This is a genomic window from Pseudomonas sp. Irchel 3F3 (genome assembly GCF_900187545.1).
Classification (GTDB): Bacteria; Pseudomonadota; Gammaproteobacteria; order Pseudomonadales; family Pseudomonadaceae; genus Aquipseudomonas; species Aquipseudomonas fortuita.
In genome coordinates this window covers 80,550-101,064 of record NZ_FYDS01000011.1, presented here as the reverse complement: position 1 = coordinate 101,064, position 20,515 = coordinate 80,550, and the positions used below count along the sequence as shown (strand labels likewise).

Annotated in this window: 6 protein-coding genes; 3 read left to right on the top strand and 3 right to left on the bottom strand. The window is 66.2% G+C overall.

Annotation, left to right across the window (positions count from 1 at the left end; genetic code table 11):
• Both CKW35_RS22755 and CKW35_RS22750 read right to left on the bottom strand, forming a co-directional pair.
• A complete protein-coding gene (locus CKW35_RS22755) occupies positions 1-537 on the bottom strand; it encodes a (2Fe-2S)-binding protein (protein ID WP_016488319.1) in 537 nt (178 codons plus the stop codon).
• Positions 530-3,361 carry a xanthine dehydrogenase family protein molybdopterin-binding subunit gene (locus CKW35_RS22750; protein ID WP_016488320.1) on the bottom strand — a complete coding sequence of 944 codons (2,832 nt, stop codon included), beginning with the start codon at positions 3,359-3,361 and terminating at the stop codon, positions 530-532. Before CKW35_RS22750 ends, CKW35_RS22755 begins: the two co-directional genes overlap by 8 nt.
• Positions 3,362-3,705: 344 nt before the next feature.
• Here CKW35_RS22750 and dsbD point away from each other — a divergent pair, with 344 nt between their 5' ends.
• Genes dsbD through dsbG form a run of 3 tightly spaced genes read left to right on the top strand, consistent with a single transcriptional unit; the run spans position 3,706 to position 7,017 of the window.
• On the top strand, positions 3,706-5,421 hold the full coding sequence (gene dsbD / locus CKW35_RS22745) for a protein-disulfide reductase DsbD (RefSeq protein WP_095116943.1): 1,716 nt from the start codon (positions 3,706-3,708) through the stop codon (positions 5,419-5,421).
• Entirely contained in the window at positions 5,421-6,257 is an 837-nt protein-coding gene (locus CKW35_RS22740; RefSeq protein WP_095116941.1) for a TlpA disulfide reductase family protein, read from the top strand. The genes dsbD and CKW35_RS22740 overlap by 1 nt, the downstream gene beginning before the upstream one ends.
• Position 6,258: 1 nt before the next feature.
• Entirely contained in the window at positions 6,259-7,017 is a 759-nt protein-coding gene (gene dsbG / locus CKW35_RS22735; RefSeq protein ID WP_023048273.1) for a thiol:disulfide interchange protein DsbG, read from the top strand.
• A 317-nt stretch (positions 7,018-7,334) separates the two neighbouring features.
• Here the strand turns inward: dsbG and CKW35_RS22730 are convergent, their stop codons facing one another.
• The gene (locus tag CKW35_RS22730; RefSeq protein ID WP_095116939.1) at positions 7,335-20,288 is read right to left on the bottom strand and encodes a non-ribosomal peptide synthetase; all 12,954 of its coding nucleotides are present in this window, start codon (positions 20,286-20,288) and stop codon (positions 7,335-7,337) included.
• Between the last annotated feature and the right edge of the window lie 227 nt (positions 20,289-20,515).

The window sequence follows — 20,515 nt, the reverse complement described above, 5'->3', positions numbered from 1 at the left end:
TCAACCCTCCTTGACCAGGCCGAGATCGTTGAGCACCTTGCGGGTAGCGTCGTAATAACGCACGTAGCCGGTGCAGCGGCAGATGTGGTGCCCGAGGCTGGCCTCGATGCGGTCTTCCACTTCGCTCTTCTTCAACGGCTGGCGCTGGGCCGTTTCCACCAGCACGGTAGCAGCGTTGACGAACCCCGGCGCGCAGTAGCTGCACTGGAAGGCGAACAGGTCAACGAACTTCTGCTGGATCGGGTTCAGCGTCAGGTTGCCGGCCTCGTCCGGTTTGGCGTGGCCCTCGATGGTGCGCACCTTCTTGCCCTCGAAATAGTGGGCGCCGGTGATGCAGGTGCGCACTTCCTCGCTGGTGCCGTCGGGGTTGTCGACGATCACCACGCAGGCGTGGCAGATGCCTTGGCCACAGCCCAGGCGCGAGCCGGTGAGGTTCTGGTGTTCGTGCAGGTAGTCGATCATCGCCAGGTCAGCGGGGACCTCGACCGGGCCGACCGGTTGACCGTTGAGGGTCAGTTGCAGTGGACGGTTAGCCATTGAGGGCCTCCTTGATACGGGCTGGGGTGATAGGGAGATCGCGCACGCGCTTGCCGATGGCATGGGCAACGGCATTGCCGATGGCCCCCACGACCGGGATCATCACCACTTCGGCGATGCCCTTGGACGGGTCGGTCGGTGACAGCGGCGGGAGAATTTCGCTGGTCTGCTGCCACACCGCCACGTCGCGCGCATGCGGCAGGCGGTAGCGGTTGAAGTTCCAGTCGCCCTCCCCGGGCCCACCCTCGTACAACGGCATTTCTTCGGTCAGCGCGTGGCCGATGCCCATGGCGATACCGCCTTCTAGCTGGCCCTTGACCAGCTCCGGTACCAGCACCCGGCCGCACTCGACCCAGCTGTGATGGTTGAGCACTTGCACTTCATGGGTGCCCTTGTTGACCTTGACTTCAACGAGGGTTGCCACCGGGCTGTAGTAGGTGACCATGGCGTTGTTCAGCTGGGTATCGGGGTAGGCTGCGTTCTGCCGGTCGAGCAGGTGGTAACCGTGGCTGCTCATCTGCGCCTTCTTGGCGCTCACTGCGCCATCGCCGTACTTCACCGCCACGGCGTCGAGCGGGAAGCGCTCGCGCACGCCGTCGATGACGAAGTCAGCCTCGGCCCAGCTCCAACGGTTGAAACCGTGCACACTGGCGCCGGTGACCAGGCCCATGTCGTGGGCCTTCTGTGCCAGCTGGGCGAACGGGATCGGCTGCAGGCCGTTACCGGTCAGCTCACCATTGACCCACACCGCGTTCTCGCGGCGCACCACCAGCGGGTTGGCCTGGCCGCCATGCGGGCCCTGGCTCCAGATGGCCATGGCCGCCGGCCACAGGCCGTGGTTGAACAGCACGCGCGCCGCTTCGCGGGTGGCATGGCTGAAGTAGAAGGCCGAGTTGGTCGCCGACGATGGCGACGCCAGCTTGCCCACCCAGCGCGGGTTGCGCAGCGCGGCATCCTGCTCGGGCTGGCTGATCAGGTACGGGTTGCCACTGGTGCTCAGTTGCAGCTCTGGCCATTCGGTGACCGCAGTCCTGACCTCGTCAGCCGAGCGGCCAAGGAAATCGCTGACCACCAGGGCCTGCGAGGTAGACATGCCGGTGCCCAGCTCGGTGCCGATGTGGCGCAGGCTGATGCGGCCCTCGCGGCTGAACTCGATGCTGGCCATCGGCGCCTCGGAGCCGGTGCCGAAGTCCTTCTGGCAAATTGCAAAGCCCACGCCGTACCAGTGGTCCTGGTCCTGCGCGTCCATCTGCTGCTTGCGCGTATCGCGGTTGCGCCACCCTTCATGCACGGCGGCCTTGTCGAGAATCTCGTACAGACGCAGCGCGCCCGCCGGCACCGCGCCCTGGGTGTTTTTCATGCCCGATTTCAGCGCGTTGGCACGGCGCAGGTCGATGGCATCGACGCCCAGGCGGCCGGCAATTTCATCGACCATCATCTCGGTGGCCGCCATGCTCTGCAAGGTGCCGTAGCCGCGCATGGAGCCGGCCTCGACACCGCGAGAATGGTAGGCGGTGACCGACAGGTCGTTCTGCGGCATGTAATAGATCGACTGCGCTGCCGTAGCCCCCACCGCAGCTACCGACGGGCTGTAGTTGATGCGCCCGCCGCCGTCGCAGCTCATGTCGGCGCGGAAGATCTTGAAGCTGTTGTCCTTTTTGTCCACGGCCAACTGGTAGCGGATATCGAAGGCATGGCGCTTGATGCCACTCTGGAACTGCTCGTAACGGTCGTTGGCCAGGCGGATCGGCACGCCGGCGCCATACAGCGCAGCCACGGCGGCGTAGAAGACGAAGATGTTGTTGTCTTTGGAGCCATAGCCCACGGTGTAACCCGGGTGCATGTTCAGCGTGTTCAGGGCGAAACGCGACGGCTTGATCATGTGCACGCATTCCTGCGCCACTTCGAACGGGCACTGGGTGGCGACCACGAAGTGCAGCGTGCCGCTGGCCGGGTCGTACCAGCCATTGCCGTTGTCCGGCTCCAGCGCGGCGGGTTCGATGGACGGCGTTTTGTAGCGCTCGTCGAACACCAGCCAGTCCTCGGGCGGGTTGTCCAGTTGCTCGGCCATGCGCTTGGCGTAGAACAGCCCCTGCTCGGTCAGGTCGCCATGCTGGTTGGGCTGTTTCGACCACACCGGCTTGCGGTTGAGAATGGTCGGGAACAGCATGGAATTCTTCAGGCTCGAGAATTCATCGTCGTCGAACGGCGTGGCACCGCCGACGCGCACGAAGCGGAAGCTGCCGTAAGGGTCGCGCTGGTACAGCGGTGCCTGGGCGCCGTAACGGATCGCCTGTTCGTTGAACTGCAGCTTGCGTTTGGCCTGGCGGAAGCGCTCGAAGTCGTGCCAGATCAGGATTGCCACCGGGTGGCCAATGAACATCGGCACCTTGCCGGGCGGCAGCAGCGGGTCGGGCGAATGGGCCTCGGGCCAGGCGAGACCGTCTTTCTCAAGGTCGGCAGCGGTAACGATGCGGTCCGGCTGCAACTCGCTTCCGAGCAGGCTAAGGTCATGCCCGGCATAGATACGGTCGGCCTTGGTGGCCTTGAGCAGCAGCGCGTGGCCTTGCTGCGTTGGCCAGCCAGGCATGTCCTTGGCGCGGATATCGCGGGCGAACACCTTGTCGCCACACACCTTGGACAAGGCATCGTTACGGAAACGCGCCTTGCCGTCATGGTTCATCCACTTCTGCGGCGAGGTGGTGACGCGGTCCTCCATCAGTGCGGCGAACGCCTGGCTGCCGAGTGGCGCCATGGTCACACCGACACCAGCTATCAGCCCGCCTTGCAAGAAGGCGCGCCTGGAAATATCACGGTTGGACATGCTTGATCCTCTGGGCAGTGGGGGGCCTGCCCTATTTTTGATTCTAGTGCTAGCGGGGAAAGCTGACTTGTGCGTCAACTTTACAGCAAGTGAGTGGGGATAGGCAAAGTCAAGCCGACAATATGTCGCGGTGTGTCTGGGGTGATGGGGGGATTGGGGGTGGGCTGTCAGGTGTTTGCCGGGGGATTCTTGGCGCCTGGGAGATCGAGCGCCGCGCGGGCGGCGCTCGATCTCCCAGGCGCCAAGAATCCCCCGACAAGCATCTGCCCAAAAACCAGAGTTAACCTTCCTTTAATCAACCCCAGCCAGCATGGCCCCATTCCTAGATCTGCCAAGGCGAAGACATGCGCGTCCTCCTGCTCTTCCTCACACTGCTTCTGGCCGGGCCGTTGCAGGCCAACCCGTTCGATGTAAAACCGGACTTCCTGCCGGTCGACCAGGCCTTCGTGCTCACCCACGACCGCCAGGCCGATGGCCAGATGCGCCTGTATTTCCAGATCAAGCCGGGCTACTACCTGTACCAGAAGCGCTTGAAATTCGACGGCCTGCCTGCCGAGCAGCACCCGCAGTTGCCGCCGGCGCTCAACCACCATGACGAATTCTTTGGTGACAGCGCGGTGTACCGCGACCAGCTCGAACTGCTGCTGCCGGCCAATGCCCAAGGCCAGTTGCGCCTGGGCTGGCAAGGCTGCGCCGACGCCGGCCTGTGCTATCCACCGCAGACCACCCTGATCGAGCTGGGCGGCAGTGTGGCCCCAGCCGCCGAGCAAGCCAGCGACCAGGCCCTGGCCAGTGGCCTGCAACAGGGCCACCTGGCCTGGAGCCTGCTGGCGTTCTTCGGCCTGGGCCTGTTGCTGGCGTTTACCCCCTGCTCGCTCCCGATGCTGCCGATCCTTGCCGGGCTGGTACTGGGCAATGGCGCCAGCGCCCGACGCGGCTGGCTGCTGGCCGGGGTGTATGTGCTGAGCATGGCACTGGTGTACGCCGCCCTGGGCGTGGTTGCCGCGCTGCTGGGTGCCAGCCTGCAGGCCTGGCTGCAGCAACCCTGGCTGCTGGGCAGCCTCGCGGGGCTGTTCGTGCTGCTGGCCCTGCCCATGTTTGGCGCCTTCGAGCTGCAACTGCCCGCCGCCGTGCGGGACCGCCTTGACCGCGCCGGGCAAGGCACCCGTGGCGGCAACCTGTATGGCGCGGCGCTGCTCGGGGCGTTGTCCGGCCTGCTGCTGGGCCCGTGCATGACTGCGCCATTGGCCGGCGCGCTGCTGTACATCGCCCAGAGCGGCGACGTGCTGCAGGGCGCGCTGGTGCTGTTCAGCCTCGGCCTGGGCATGGGCGTACCGCTGCTGTTGCTGGTAACCCTGGGCAACCGTTACCTGCCGCGCCCAGGCGCCTGGATGGACCGGGTCAAGGGCGTGTTCGGCTTCGTGTTCCTGGCCATGGCGCTGTATACCGTGCGCAGCCTGTTGCCCGCCACGCTGCTGCTGGCCCTGAGCGGCGCCTGGCTGATCGCCCTGGCCTGGGCCACCTGGCCGGCCCTGCAGCGCCTGCCAGCGTTGCGCGCCGTACCGTTGCTGGGCGCCCTGTGGGGCGGCCTGTTGCTGGTAGGCGCCGCAGCCGGTGGCGATGACCTGTGGCAGCCGCTGCGCCCGTTCACCGGTGGTGGTGGCGCGCCAGTCGCTGGCCAGCATGCCGAAGACAGCTTCGTCACGGTCAGCCGCCCCGAAGACCTGCAACGTGAACTGGATGCGGCCAAGGCTCGTGGCCAGTGGGTGATGCTCGACTACTATGCCGACTGGTGCGTGTCGTGCAAGGTCATGGAAAAACAGGTGTTCGCCCGCAGCGACGTGCAGGCCGGCCTGGCCGGGGTGCACCTGCTGCGCCTGGACGTGACCGCCGACAGCCCAGCCAGCAAAGCCTTGCTGCAGCGCTACCAGGTACCCGGCCCGCCCAGCATCATCTGGATCGGCCCGGAAGGCGACGAACGCCGCGCGCGGCGCATTACCGGTGAGGTGGATGCCGCCGCGTTCCAGCAACACTGGGCCCAGACCAGGAGCCAAGGCTGATGCTGACCGTAACCCTCGGGCCACTGACGATGGCCCTTAACCACCTGTTGATGCTCACCGCCCTGGTGATCGCCAGCGTGGTCGGCTGGTGGGTCGCCCGGCGTGGCGGCGAAAGCCCGGAATCGGCGCTGTTCAACCTGTTCCTGATCGGCCTGCTGTGCGCCCGTGCCGGCTTCGTGCTGGCCTACTGGCCGATGTACCGCGATGAGCCGTTGCAAATGATCGACATCCGCGATGGCGGGTTCCTGCTCTGGACGGGCCTTGTCGGCATCGTCTTTGGTGCCCTGTGGCAGGGCTGGCGCCACCCAGGCCTGCGCCGCCCGCTGGGCTGGGCGCTGTTCAGCGGCGCGCTGTTCTGGGGCCTGGCCAGCTTCGGCGGACATTTGTACAGCAAAGGTACCGAGCTGCCCGGACTGAGCCTGCGCAACGCTGGCGGCCAGCCGGTGGCGCTGCACAGCTACCGCGGCAAGCCATTGGTAATCAACATCTGGGCCACCTGGTGCCCGCCTTGCCGGCGCGAGATGCCGGTGCTGCAACAGGCGCAAGGCGAATACCCGCATGTGACCTTCCTGTTCGTCAATCAGGGCGAGACCCCGGAAAACGTCAGCACCTTCCTCGCCACTACCGGCCTGAGCCTGACCCACGTGCTGTTCGACGGCACCGGCCTGCTGGCCCAACGGGTCGGTTCCATGGCCCTGCCCACGACCTTGTTCTATGACGCCGACGGGCGGCTGATCGGCAGCCACCTGGGCGAGCTGTCCCGGGCCAGCCTGCGCCACGCCCTGGAACCTTTCGACCGGGCCACTGCGCCCGCCCCTGCCGCACAAGGAAACTGACATGCGACTGACTGCACTGCTGCCCCTGTCCCTGGCCCTGCTGGCCGCCCCGCCCCTGCAGGCCGAAGAGCTGCCCAAGGCGGTTCAGCAACTGCAAGCCAAGGGCGCCGTGATCAAAGGCAGCTTCAACGCGCCTGACGGCCTGCGCGGCTACGCCGCCGAGTACCAGAACAACGCCCTGGCCCTGTACCTGACCCCTGACGGCAAGCACGTAGTAGTCGGCAGCCTGTTCGACGAACAAGGCAAGGACCTTAGCGCCGAGCCGTTGGAAAAGCTGGTGTATGCACCGATGAGCAAAGCAATCTGGGCGAAGCTGGAGAAAACCGCCTGGATCGCCGACGGCAAGGCCGATGCACCGCGCAAGGTGTACCTGTTCAGCGACCCGAACTGCCCTTATTGCAACATGTTCTGGGAACAGGCGCGGCCGTGGGTGGAGTCGGGCAAGGTGCAATTGCGCCATATCATGGTCGGCATCATCCGCGAGGACAGCCCGGGTAAATCGGCGGCGCTGCTGGCTGCGAAAGACCCGGCCAAGGCACTGCAACAGCATGAAAAAGCCGGCAAGGCCAGCACGCTGAAGGCACTGGAGCAGGTGCCTGAGGCGGTGCAGCAGAAGCTGGCAGCCAACATGGCATTGATGGAAGAGATGGGGTTGCAGGCGACTCCGGCGATTTTCTATCAGGATGAACAGGGCAATCTGCAAAGCCAGCAAGGGGCACCGCGGCCAGAAATGCTTGGCAATATACTGGGTAAACGCTAGCGGATGTCTTGAGTTTTGCACTGGGGCGGAGATCGAGCGCCGCCCGCGCGGCGCTTCGCGGGGCAAGCCCGCTCCCACATCTGTTTCGGGCCAATTTCGCCTGTGCCTTCCGCGCGCGCACCCTTGGCGCATGGCTGGAAATGGAAGAGGAGCGAATGCTCACCCTTCGATATCCAATGGGACGAACAGGGGGCGCGCGCCAATGACTCAGGAGTGATTGGCCCGAAACAAATGTGGGAGCGGGCTTGCCCCGCGAAGCGCCGCGCGGGCGGCGCTCGATTTCCGCCGCCCCGCAAAACCTAGGGCGAACCCTAATCCTACAGCCCCTCAAGCTCGGCCATCAGGTCACTAAGCCGGTCAACCTTGTCGTCATCCAGCGCACTGCCCTGCAACCCCTGCACATACTCGGCCAGCTCCTCCACCGTGCTGCACTCGAACATCGCCCTCAATGGCACGTTCAACTGCAATTGCTTCTGCACCCGCGAAGCGATCTGCGTGGCCAGCAGCGAATGCCCGCCCAGCTCGAAGAAGTTGTCGTGTACCCCCACCCGCTCGGCCTTGAGCACATCGGCCCAAATGCCCGCCAGCACTTCCTCCAGCTCGTTGCGCGGCGCCTGATAGGCCTGGCTGTGCTGGCCGCCGATGTCGATGGCCGGCAGGGCCTTGCGGTCGAGTTTGCCGTTGGCGTTGTGCGGCAGGCTGTCGAACCAACCCCAGTGCAGCGGCACCATGTACTCTGGCAACCCAGCCCGCAGGCGCTGCTTGATCTGCTCCAGCAATGCGCCATCGGCGGCGATACCCTGGTGTGCCACCAGGTAACCGACCAGATGTTTGCCGTTGACGCCTTCCTGCACGCCCACTGCAGCATCGCGAATCTCGGCCTGTTCGTGCAGGCGGGCTTCGATCTCGCCAAGCTCGATGCGGTAACCACGGATCTTCACCTGGTGGTCGATGCGCCCGACGTACTCCAGCACACCGTCCGGGCGCTGCCGTGCGAGGTCACCGGTCCGGTACAGCCGCTCTCCAGGTAGCCCGTAAGGGTGAGGCATGAACGCCATTGCCGTGCGCGCCGGGTCACCGACATAGCCACGACCAACACCCGTGCCAGCCACGCACAGCTCGCCCACCGCGCCCAGCGGCACCAGTGCCTGCTCTTCGCCGAACAGGTACAGGCGGTTGTTGTCGGTCGGAGTGCCGATCGGCAAGTAGCTGCCTTGGGTCGACGCGGCATCGACGCGGAAGAACGCCACGTCATCCGAGCACTCTGCCGGCCCGTAGGCGTTGACCAGCCCGATCTGCGGGTAACGCTGCAGCCACTGCGCCGCCAGTTCCGGTGGCATGGCCTCGCCGGTCGGCAGCATCCAGCGCAGGCCGTCGAGGGCCTGATGGTCGTTGGCCAGCATACCCTGGATCAGCGACGGCACGCTTTCCAGCACGGTGATGCCGGTGGCCTGCACATGCGCCAGCAGGCCCTGCGGATCATGGGCGATGGCGTTCGGCACGACCTCGACCTTGGCGCCGAACAGCGGCGCGGCAAGGAACTGCCACACCGAAATATCGAAGCTTTGCGATGCGGTCTGGGCGATCACGTCATGCTCGCTCAGGGCCAGGTACGGCACCTTGCTCAGTTGGTTGTTGAGCATGCCGCGCTGCTCGACCATCACCCCTTTCGGCAGGCCGGTCGACCCTGAGGTGTAGATCACATAGGCGAGGTTGTCCGGGCCACTGTGGATGCCCAGGTTGTGGCTTGCGATCTGGCTGGCCTGGATGTCTTCCCAGACCAGCAATTGCGGCCGCAGTGCAACCGCCAGCTCGCCCAGCAACTGCCGCCCCTGCTCGGCACAAGCGGCGCTGCACACCAGCACTGGCGTACGGCTGAGCTGGATGATGCTTTGCAGGCGCGCCGCCGGCAGGCCCGGGTCCAGCGGCAGGTAGCCCGCGCCGGCCTTGAAGCTGCCAACGATCATGCCCAGCAGCGGCAACCCGCGCTCGGCCAGCAGCGCCACCGGCTGATCCACGCCGACCCCGGCAGCCACCAGGGCATGGCCCAGGCGGTTGGCTGCCAGGTTCAGCCCGGCGTAGTCATAGGACGCCTCCAGGCAGCGGGCCACAGTGCGCTGCGGATGTGCGGCCACTTGTGCTTCGAACTGTGCGATGTAGCTCTGCTCCAGCGGATAGGACCGCTCGGTCCGGTTGCAGTCGTCCAGCAGGAAACGCTGCTCCTCGGCACCCAACAACGGTAGCTCGCTCACCTCCCCTTCAAAGCCTTGTACCAGCGCCAGTAGCAGGCGCTTGAACTCCGCCAGCAGGCGCTCGACGGTCGGGTAGTCGAAGTACCGTTGGTCGAACGACAGGTGCAGGCCCAAGTCGTCGCCCGGGTAGCACACCGCCGTCAACGGGAAGTTGGTATGGGTACGGCCCGAGTCGGAGCTGGCGTTCAGGTGCTGGGCGTGGTCGAGCACGGCGGTTTCCACCGGCGCGTTCTCGAACACGAACAGGCTGTCGAACAGCGGCTGGCCCTTGGGCAGGTCGCTGCACTCCTGGATCGCCACCAGCGGCAGGTATTCGTACTCGCGCAGTTCCATGTTGCTTTGCAGCAGGCCCTGCAGCCACTGGCGCACACTGCAACGCTCAGCGGATGCGGGCAACTGCACACGCAAGGCAACGCTGTTGATGAACAGGCCGACGGTGCGCTGCATCTGCGGCATGCTGACCGGGCGCCCGGCCACGGTCACGCCAAAGGCGACATCGCGGTCGCCGCTGTAGCGTGCCAGCACCAAGGCCCAGGCCGCCTGGGCGAAGGTGTTGACGGTAAGCTGGTGGGCCTGGGCCAGTTCGCGCAGGCGCACGCCGTCACTCACCGCCAGGCGGGTGTAGCAGTCGCCGACGACCATGCCGCTGCCAGCGTGGTCATGCCGCAGCGGGCGGTCGCTGGGGATGGCGGTGGCGCGTTCGAAGCCGGCCAGGTTGGCCTGCCACCAGGCGCGCGCATCCTCCAGGCCCTGGCGCTGCAACCAGCCGATGTAATCGCGGTAACGCGGCGGCACCGGCAACTGGGCCTGGCGGCCTTCGCCGAGGGCCTGGTAAACCTCAAAGAAGTCGTTCATCAGCAGCGAGCGGCACCAGGCATCGATAAGGATGTGGTGGTTGCTCATCATGAACCAGTAGCGCTCGTCGGCCACACGCACCAGGCGCAAGTGGAACGGTGCTTCGCTGAGCAGGGCAAAACCGGCCTCGCGCTCCTGCTTGTGCAGGGCCTGCAGGCGCTGCTCCTGGGCCTCGTCAGCAAGGCCGCGCCAGTCCTGGTAGTCCACCGCCAGGTTGCCCGGTTTGTGGATTATCTGCAGCATCGCCTCGCCGCTGTTCCAGCTGAACGATGCCCGCAACGCTTCGTGACGTGCCACCACGGCCTGCCAGGCCTGGGCAAAACGTTCAGGGTCCAGCGCGCTGTTGATGCGGTAGCGGTCCTGCATGTAGTAGAGGCCGGTGCCTGGCTCCAGCAGGGTGTGCAGCAGCATGCCTTCCTGCATCGGCGTCAGTGGGTAGACGTCCTCGATCTGCGCAGCGGGTACCGGCAACGCGTCGATCTGCTCCTGAGTGAGATGCGCCAGTGGGAAGTCCGACGGGGTGAAGCTGGTGTTGCCATCGGCCAGGCAATGCGCGACCAGCGCCAGCAGTTCCTGGCGATTGGCCTCGGCCAGGCGGGCGATGGTTTGCGGGTCATAGCGCTCGAGGCTGAAGGTCCAGCGCAGCTGCAAGGCCCCCCCATATACCTGGCCATCGACGCTCAGCCAGTTAGGCAGTGGTGCATCGAGGTCATGCGCCAGGCCGGCCGGTGCTTCCAGGGGCTGGAACAGCGCCGCGCTGTCGAACTGCTGGTCGAACTGGCCCAGGTAGTTGAAGGTGATACGCGCCTGCGGCAAGGCCGCCATCTGCTCGCGCCCGGCCGTGTCGGCCAGGTAGCGCAGTACGCCATAGCCCAGCCCCTTGTGCGGCACCTGGCGCAGTTGCTCCTTGATACGCTTGATCGAGCCGGCCAGCGCCACGTCGCCTTCGCCTGCCAGCGGGCGCAAGCTGAGGGGATAGGCGTTGGTGAACCAGCCAACGCTGCGGGTCAGGTCCATGTCTTCGAACAACCCGTCACGGCCATGGCCTTCAAGCTGTACCAGCACTTCTTCATCGCCGCTCCACCGGCTCAACGCACGCGCCAGTGCAGTCAGCAGCAGGTCGTTGACCTGGGTGTGGTAAGCCGCCGGGGCCTGTTGCAGCAGTTGCCGGGTCTGCTCCACGTCCAGGCCGATGGCCAGGGTCTGCGCATGGCGGTGCAAGTTGCCGCCCTGCGGGTGATCACACGGTAGCTCGCGACGCACGCCGCCCAGCTGGCCTTGCCACCAGCTCAGCTCGTCACGCAACGAATCGCTGCCGGCGTAGCTGGCCAGACGCGCAGCCCAATCGCCCATGGCATGGGTCTTGGCCGGCAGTGGCTGGCCGCGGTAAAGCGCCTGCAGGTCCTCCAGCAGCACCCGCCAGGACACGCCATCGACCACCAGGTGATGGATCGCCAGCAACAGGCGCTGGCTGCCCTGCCCGTCACCCACCAGCAAGGCGCGCAGCAGTGGGCCCTGTTGCAGGTCGAGGCTGCGCTGCAGGTCGGTGTACAGCGCCTGACAATCAGCGAAATCGGCAACGGTGGCGGTCCACAGCAATGGCCTGGCATCAGGCTGGGCGTATTCGGCCTGCCAGCGGCCATGGGCCTGGCTGAAGCGCAGGCGCAGGCTGTCGTGGTTCTGCACCAGCAGCGCCAAGGCCTGCGCCAGTACCGCCTCATCCAGCGGTTGGCGCGCCTCCAGCAACACGGCCTGGTTCCAGTGCTGTGGCTGGGGTACTTCACTGTCGAAGAACCAATGCTGAATCGGTGTCAGCCCGGCCTGGCCCTGGCGCAGCCCCTGTTCCACCGTGCTCGCGGTTTCGCTGTGCTGAACGACAGCCGCCAGGGTCTGGATGGTCTGGTGCTGGAACAGGTCGCGCGGGGTGAATTGCAACCCGGCCTGACGGGCCCGGCTGACCACCTGGATGGACAGGATCGAATCGCCGCCCAGTTCGAAGAAGTTGTCCTGTACACCGACCTGGGCAACGTTGAGCACATCGCGCCAGATCTGCGCCAACTGCCTTTCCACCTCGTTGCCAGGTGCCTGGTAGTGCTGACGCGCTTGTTCCAGGTCCGGCAGCGGCAGCGCACGGCGGTCGAGCTTGCCGTTACCCATCAGCGGCAGGCTGTCGAGCAGTACCAGGTGCGCAGGCACCATGTAGTCCGGCAGGTGCTGGCGGGCATCGGCTTTCACCGCTTCACGCAGCAGGTTTTGCGCCTCGCTACCCGCGTTGGCCTGCTTGCACACCAGGTAACCCACCAACTGCTTGCCGCCCGGCAGGTCGAGGGCCAGCACCACGGCCTCGTCGACATCGGCGTGCGCCTGCAAGCGGCTCTCGATTTCACCCAGTTCAATACGGAAGCCGCGAACCTTCACCTGCTGGTCGGCACGGCCGACGTACTCGACCAGGCCGTCAGTGCCCAGGCGCACCAGGTCGCCAGTGCGATACAAGCGGCCACCTTCGATGCTGAACGGGTCGGCGACGAAGCGCTCGGCGCTGAGGCCCGGGCGGTCGTGATACCCCTGAGCCAGGCCGGCGCCGCCAACGTACAGTTCGCCAATGCCGCCTTGCGGCAACAGGGCAAGGTCGTCGTCGAGGATATAGGCCGTGCGGCTACCGATGACGCGGCCGATCGGTACGCTGCCAAGGTCCGCTGGCAACTCGTCTGGCGCCAGGCAGGCCAGCGGCATGACAGCGGTTTCGGTCGGGCCGTAGGCGTTGAAGCACTGCTGCGGCGCAAAGGCCTGGCGAATACGCTGCAGGTGCTCGCCGGTCAGCGCTTCGCCACCGGTGATCACCAGGCGCACCGGCAGTTGCTCGCCCTGCCCGCCCAGGTATTGCGCCAGCTGGCTACCGTAGCTGGGGGTAAAGCCCAAAATGCTCACCTGCTGCTCGCGCACCAGCTGGCAGATGTCCTCGGCGCCCCACTGCCCCTGGGCGCGCAGCACCACGCGGGCACCGCACAGCAACGGCACCCACAGGCGCTCGCTGGCAGCGTCGAAGTTGATCGAATAGAAATGCAGCTCGCAATCATCGCTGCGCATGCCGAACGCGGCGATGACCGCTTGGCAGTGCATGGCAAATTCGCCATGGCTGACCACCACGCCCTTGGGCTTGCCGGTGGAGCCGGAGGTGTAGATCAGGTACGCCTGATGCTGCGGCAGGCTGAGGTTGTCCAGCGGCGCATCGCTGTAGGCCGACAGGCTGGCGGCATCGTCCTCCAGGCTCCAGCGGGCCACGCCCTCAGGCAGCTCGCCCAGGGTTTGCAACAGCTCACGCTGGCTGAGCAGCAGGCCGATGCGGCTGTCTTCGATCATGTAGCGCAAGCGGTCGAGCGGGTACTCGGGGTCGAGCGGCACGTAGGCTCCGCCGGCCTTGAGGATGGCCAGCAGGCCGACGACCATTTCCAGCGAGCGCTCCAGCGCCAGGCCCACACGCACCTGCGGGCCGACGCCACGCTCGCGCAGGGCGCGGGCCAGGCGGTTGGCCCGCTGATCGAGTTCAGCGTAAGTCATGTGCTGGCCAGCGAAGGTCAGCGCGCCAGCCTGTGGTGTGCGCGCCGCCTGGGCGGCGAACAGGCCGTGCAGGGTCTGGTCGAGGTCGAAGTCGTGCTCGCCCTGCAACTGACCCGCCAGCACCTGCTGCTCCGCACCGCTCAGCATCGGCAGCTCGCACAGGCGCTGCTGCGGGTTGTCCAGCAAGCCGACCAGCAGGTGCTGCCAGTGCTCGGCCATGCGCGCTATGCGCGGTTCGTCGAACAGGTCGCGGCTGTAAGTCAGGCAGCAACCCAGGCGGCCGTCGAGGTCGGTGACCTCCAGGTACAGGTCGAACTTGGTGGCACTGGCATCGTTGACCAGGTAATCCACCTGCATGCCGGCCAACGTGCGGCTTTGCTGGAAGGCCCAGCGCTGCACGTTGCACATCACCTGGAACAGCGGGTTATACGCGCTGCTGCGCGGCGGTTGCAACGCTTCGACCAACTGATCGAACGGCAGGTCCTGGTGCGACTGCCCTTCGATGGCGGCCTGGCGCATCTGCTCCAGCAGCGCGTTGGCGGTCATCTGGCCGTCCAGCTCGCAACGTAGCACCTGGGTATTGAGGAAGGCGCCGATCAGGCCTTCGCTTTCCGGGCGGATGCGGTTCGCCACCGGCGCGCCGATGCGCAGGTCACGCTGGCCGCTATAACGGTGCAGCAAGGCAGCCAGGGTGGCGGTCATGGTCATGAACAGGGTCAGGCCGCGCTGGCTGTTGAAGGCGTGCACGCGGGCGACCAGCGCCGGGTCGAGTTCAAAGCGGTACAGCTCGCCGCGGTGGCTCTGTACTGCCGGACGCGGGCGGTCGGCAGGCAACGCCAGCACCGGGTGCTCGTCACCCAGGCGGTCCTTCCAGTAGGCCAGTTGACGAGCGCCCTCGCCGCTTTCCAGCCATTGCCGTTGCCATACGCTGTAGTCCAGGTATTGCACCGGCAGCGGCGCCAGCGGCGACTCGCGGTCATCGACAAAGGCTTCGTACAGTTCGCCTAGCTCGCGGGCGAAAATGTCCATGGCCCAGCCTTCGGTGACGATGTGGTGCAGGGTGAGCACGAAGAAATGCTCGCGCTCGTCAGCCTTGACCAGGCAGGCGCGCAGCAGCGGGCCGCGCTCCAGGTCGAACGGCTGGTGCGCCTGGTCGTCGGCCAGTTGTTGCAGATGTTGCTGGCGGGCCGCGCCGGGCAAGGCGCTCAGGTCTTGCCAGGCGAGGTGCAGGCCGCTGTCTTCGGCCACGCACTGATACGGTACGCCGTCGATGCTGGGGAAGGTTGTACGCAGGGTTTCGTGACGCACGATCAGCGCCTGCAACGCACGCTCGAAGGCGTCCACGTGCAGGGTGCCGCGCAGGCGTGCCATGCCGCCGACGTTGTACGCCGGGCTGTCCGGCTCCATTTGCCAGAGGAACCACATACGCTGCTGCGAGTACGACAGCGGCACCGCCTGACGGCGGTCGACCCGGGCGATTGCGCCTTGCAGGTTGCGCTCGCCGGCCGCGCGGATACGTGCAATCTCGGCACAGAAGGCGCCCAGTTCGCTGGCTTCGAACAGCGCCTTGAGCGGCAGCTCGACATCGCAGGCCTGGCGGCTGCGCGAGACGATCTGGGTGGCCAGCAGCGAGTGCCCGCCCAAGGCGAAGAAGTCGTCATGCAGGCCGACACGCGGCCGGTTCAGCACTTCGCGCCAGATGGCGGCGACCTGTTGTTGCAACTCGGTGTGGGGCTCGACATGTTCGCGTTGCTGCCACACCGGGGCCGGCAGCGCCTTGCGGTCGACCTTGCCGCTGGGGCTCAGCGGCAGCTGTGCCAACGGGATGAGCTGCGCCGGCACCATGTACGCGGGCAGTTGCTCAGCCAGCACGGCCAGGAGTTCGGCTGGCTGCGCACTGCCACTGTAGTAACCCACCAGTTGCGCACCAACGGCGTCCTTATGGATCAGCACCAGCGCCTGTTCCACACCCGGCTGTGCCAACAGGCAGGCCTGTACTTCCTCAGGCTCGACGCGGAAACCACGCACCTTTACCTGCTGGTCGAGGCGACCGAGGTATTCCAGGGCCTGTAGCTGCAGCTGCCAGCGCGCGCGGTCACCACTGCGGTACAAGCGCTCGCCGTGGCCGTCGGCCTGGGGCACGAAGCGCTCGGCGGTAAGACCGGGACGGCCCAGGTAGCCACGGGCCAGGCCAGCGCCACCGAGGTACAGCTCGCCCGACACGCCGGGGGCAGTCAGTTCAAGCTCATCGTCCAGCACGCGGCACAGCACATTGCCCAGCGGGCGACCGATTGGCGAGCGCTCGCCGTCCGCCACCTGGCAGTGCCAGTGGGTGACGTTGATGGCGGTTTCGGTCGGGCCGTAGCGGTTGTGCAGCTGCACCTGCGGCAGCACCTGCAGCACGCGGTCACGCAGCGCGGCGGGCAATGCTTCGCCACCGGAGAACACCCGGCGCAGGCTGCTGCAGGCACCCGCCTGCGGCTCCTGGACGAACACCTGCAACAGCGGCGGCACGAAGTGCAGCGTAGTCACGCCATGGGCCTGCACCAGCGCGGCGATGCGCTGCGGGTCGCGGTGTTCGCCGGGGCCGGCGAGCACCAGCTTGCAGCCGGTGACCAGCGGCCAGAAGCATTCCCACACCGACACGTCGAAGCTGATCGGCGCCTTCTGCATCAGCACGTCGCTGTCATCCAGCGCATAGGTCGCCTGCATCCACTGCAAGCGCTCGGCCAGCGCCGCATGGGTATTGCCCACGCCCTTGGGCTGGCCGGTGGAGCCGGAGGTGTAGATCACGTAGGCCAGGTTATCGCCGTGCAGGTGCAGGCCAGGCGCGTGGCTGGGCCAGCTGTCCAGGTGCAACTGGTCGAGGGCAATGGCGCTGACGCCGTCGACCTGTGGCAGCTTGCCCAGCAGGCTGCTGTGGCTCAGCAGCAGCCCGGCATTGCAGTCGGCCAGCATGTAGGCAAGGCGTTCGGCCGGGTAGTCGACGTCCAGCGGCACGTAAGCGCCGCCGGCCTTGAGGATGGCCAGCAGGCCGACCAGCAACTGTGGCGAACGCTCGATGGCGATGGCGACGCAGGTGTCGGGGCCGACGCCTTTGTCGCGCAGGTAGTGGGCCAGGCGGTTGGCCTGCTGGTGCAGTTCGGCGTAGTCGAGGCTGCCGCCGTCCCAGGCCAGCGCGGTGCGTTGCGGGGTCAGGCGGGCCTGTTCGTTGAGCTGTTCGACCAGCAGGCCTGGCGGCGCGGTAGCCGGTGCCCGGCCCCAGCCCAGCAATTGCGCACGGGCAGGCTCGTCCAGCAATTGCACCTCGCCCAGCGCCCGCTGCGGCGCGGCGCACACCTGTTCCAGCAGCGCCAGCAGGTGATGAGCCAGGCGTTTGACGGTGCTGGCTTCGAACAGCTCCGCAGCATAGTCGAAGGCCAGGCTCAGGCGGCCCTGGTGGTCTTCTTCACTGTGCAACTGCAGGTCGAACTTGGCTTCGCGGCTGTGCCATGGCAACTCCTCGGCCAGCAGCCCCGGCAGGCGGCGCAGGGCCGACAGGTCGCGTTGCTGGTGGTTGAACATGACCTGGAACAAGCCTTGCTCACGGGCTTGCGGCAGGGCTTCGACCAGCTGTTCGAACGGCAAGTCCTGGTTAGCCTGCGCCGCAAGGGTGGCCTGGCGCACCTGGGCCAGCAACTGCGTGAATGGCAGGCGACCATCGAGCTGTGCACGCAGTACCTGGGTATTGATGAAAAAGCCGACCATGCCTTGGGCTTCCAGGCGCGGGCGGTTGGCGTTGGGCACACCGACACGGATGTCGGCCTGGCCGCTGTAGCGGTGCAGCAGCGCCTGCCAGCCGGCCAGCAGGACCATGAACAGGCTGGCCTGCTGTTCGCGGGCCAGGCCCTTGAGTGCTTCGGCAAGCGTGGCCGGTACCTTGAGGTTGAACCGGGCAGCACTGTGCTCGCGCTGGCTGGCGCGGGGGTGGTCGGTGCACAGGTCCAGCACCGGCAGGTCACCGCCCAACTGCGCCTTCCAGTACTGCAGTTGGCGTTCGGCTTCACCGGCGGCCAGCCATTGACGCTGCCAGGTGCCGTAGTCGGCATAGCCCAGGCCCAGCGGCGCCAGGTTGGCCTCCAGGCCCTGACAGCGGGCTGCGTAAAGTTTGGCGAATTCATCCAGCAGGATATTCAGCGACCAGCCATCCGCGACGATGTGGTGCAGGGTCACCCATAACTGATGATCTTCGTCGTCCAGGCGTGCCAGGGTCACCCGCAGCAAGGGGCCCTGAGTGAGGTCGAACGGCTGACGGGCCTCGGCTTCCCGCTGGGCGCTGACCTGCTCCAGCGTTTGGCCTTCGAGGTCCAGGCGGCGCAGGCTGAACGGCTGTTGCGCCACAATGCGTTGCAGGGGCTGGCCGTTTTCTTCGCTGAATACGGTGCGCAGGGATTCGTGGCGCGCCACCAGCGCCTGGAAGGCGGCTTGCAGGGCGCTTTCGTCCAGCTCGCCGCGCAGCTGCAGGCCGGCGGGGATGTTGTAGGCAGCCGATTGTGGCTGCAACTGCCACATCAGCCACAAGCGGTTTTGCGCCAACGACTGGGGCAAGGCCTGGGTGCGCTCCAGCGGTGCAATGGTGGCAGTGCCAGCAGCGCCGTCGGCCATGATCGACGCCACAGCGCTGCTGTAATCGGCCAGTACCGGCGCTTCGAACAGGGTGCGCAGGCCCAGGTTGATACCCAGCTCATCGGCCAGCCGTGCGGTGGCCTGGGTGGCGGCGATGGAGTTGCCGCCCAGCAGCAGGAAGTGGTCGTCTGCCGCAACCGCCTCTACTTTGAGAATGTCCCGCCACACTGCGGCGATCTGTGCCTGGAGCTCATTGCCGGCAGCCGCGCTTGCAGCCGTTTCGCTCACATCAGGGAAGCGGGCGTAGCAGTCCAGGCTGCCATCGTCCATACGCAGGCGACAGGCCGAACGTTGCAGCTTGCCACTGGAGGTCTTGGGCAACGCGCCCGGGTTCAGCAGCAGGACCACGGCCGGCGCCTGGCGGCAAGCGTCGGCGATCACCTGGCGCAGGGTCTTGATCAGCGCCTGGGGTTCGATTGCCTTTTGCACGTTGCGGCTGATCTCCACCGCCACGCCGATGCCCTCCTCGCCCTGCTGCTCGACGGCAAACACGGCCACACGGCCTTTGCGCAGCACTTGAACTTCACGTTCGAGGGTTTTTTCCAGGTCCTGCGGGTACAGGTTCTGCCCGCGCACGATCAGCATGTCTTTCAGGCGCCCGGTGACGAACACTTCACCGTTGCGCATGAAGCCCAGGTCGCCGGTGCGCAGCCAGGTCTGGCCGTCCATTTCAACGAAGGTGCGTGCGCTGGCTTCGGGGTTGCGCCAGTAACCCCGGGCGATGCTCGGGCCAGCCGCCCAGATTTCGCCGACCTGGTTGTCGCCCAGCACCTGCAAGTGCTGCGGCTCCACGACACGTACCGCGTGACCGGGCTGCGGGTAGCCGCAGCTCATCAGCACGCTGCCTTTGCCCGGCTCGGCGCGGTTAGCGGCGAAGGCTTCGGCGTCCAGCTCCAGCGCGTCGATGCCCTGGCCACGGCGGCTGCCACTGACGAACAGGGTGGCTTCGGCCAGGCCGTAGCTGGCGAAGAAACTCTGCGGGTCGAAGCCGCTGGCCTGGAACTTGTCGGCAAAGGTTGCCAGGCTGTCCTGGCGAATCGGCTCGGAGCCAGAATAGGCCACGCGCCAGCGGCTCAGGTCGAGCCCGGCCAGCGAGGCCTCGCTGACCCGCTCGCTGCACAGACGGTAGGCAAAGTCGGGGCCACCGCTGATGGTGCCGCCATATTCGCTGATGGCCTGCAACCAGCGCTGCGGCCGGGCCAGGAAGTAACCCGGCGACATCAGCACGCACGGCACGCCGCTGAAGATCGGCTGCAGCAGACCGCCAATCAGCCCCATGTCGTGGTACAGCGGCAGCCAGCTGACGATCACGTCGTCGGGGTTGAGGTCGATGCCGAAACCACAGCGGATCAACTGCTCGTTGGCCACCAGGTTGCTGTGGCTGACTTGTACACCCTTGGGCAGCGCGGTGGAGCCCGAGGTGTATTGCAGGAAGGCGATGTCATCACCTTTGAGCACGGGCTCGCGCCAGTTTGCGGCCAGCGCCGGGTCCAGGCTGTCCACTGCCAGCAGCTCAGGCCCGTTGTGCGCCGCCAGCGCTGGCAAGCCTTGCAGGCCGTCATGCAACGCCGCGACGGTCAGCAGCAGGCGCGGCTCGGCATCGTCGATGATCGACAGCAAACGCTCCTGATGGTGCTGGCGCGCGGATTCTGGCGGGTAAGCCGGTACCGCGATCACCCCGGCATACAGGCAACCGAAGAACGCCGCCACGTAGTCCGGACCACTGGGGAACAACAGCACCGCACGGTCGCCGAAGCTGGCACGGGCCTGTAACGCAGTGGCGATGGTGCGTGCACGCTGGTCGAGGCCCCGGTAGCTGAGCACAGCCTGCTCGCCGGGGGCGTCGGCCAGAAAGCGCAGGGCGATCTTGTCCGGGGTCTGCGTGGCGCGTTGCGCAAGTGCCTGGACCAGCGAGAGCGGGAGTTCGAAGGCGTCCGTCATGGGGGTTCCTGCCAGTGTCTGTTGGGGCGCGCCGGCTGCACCGCGAACGTGTGCGGACAGCAAAGGGCGATCGAAGATGTACACAGGGGAACGGATGGGCGCAGGCAGAAATTAGCGGGGATTACGCAGTGGCAGGCGGGGCCAAAGGTGAACGCTGTCACACGATGGCCTTAGACCTGAAAGATATAGATACTAATTACGTTTCGTATTTGACAATCATTATCATT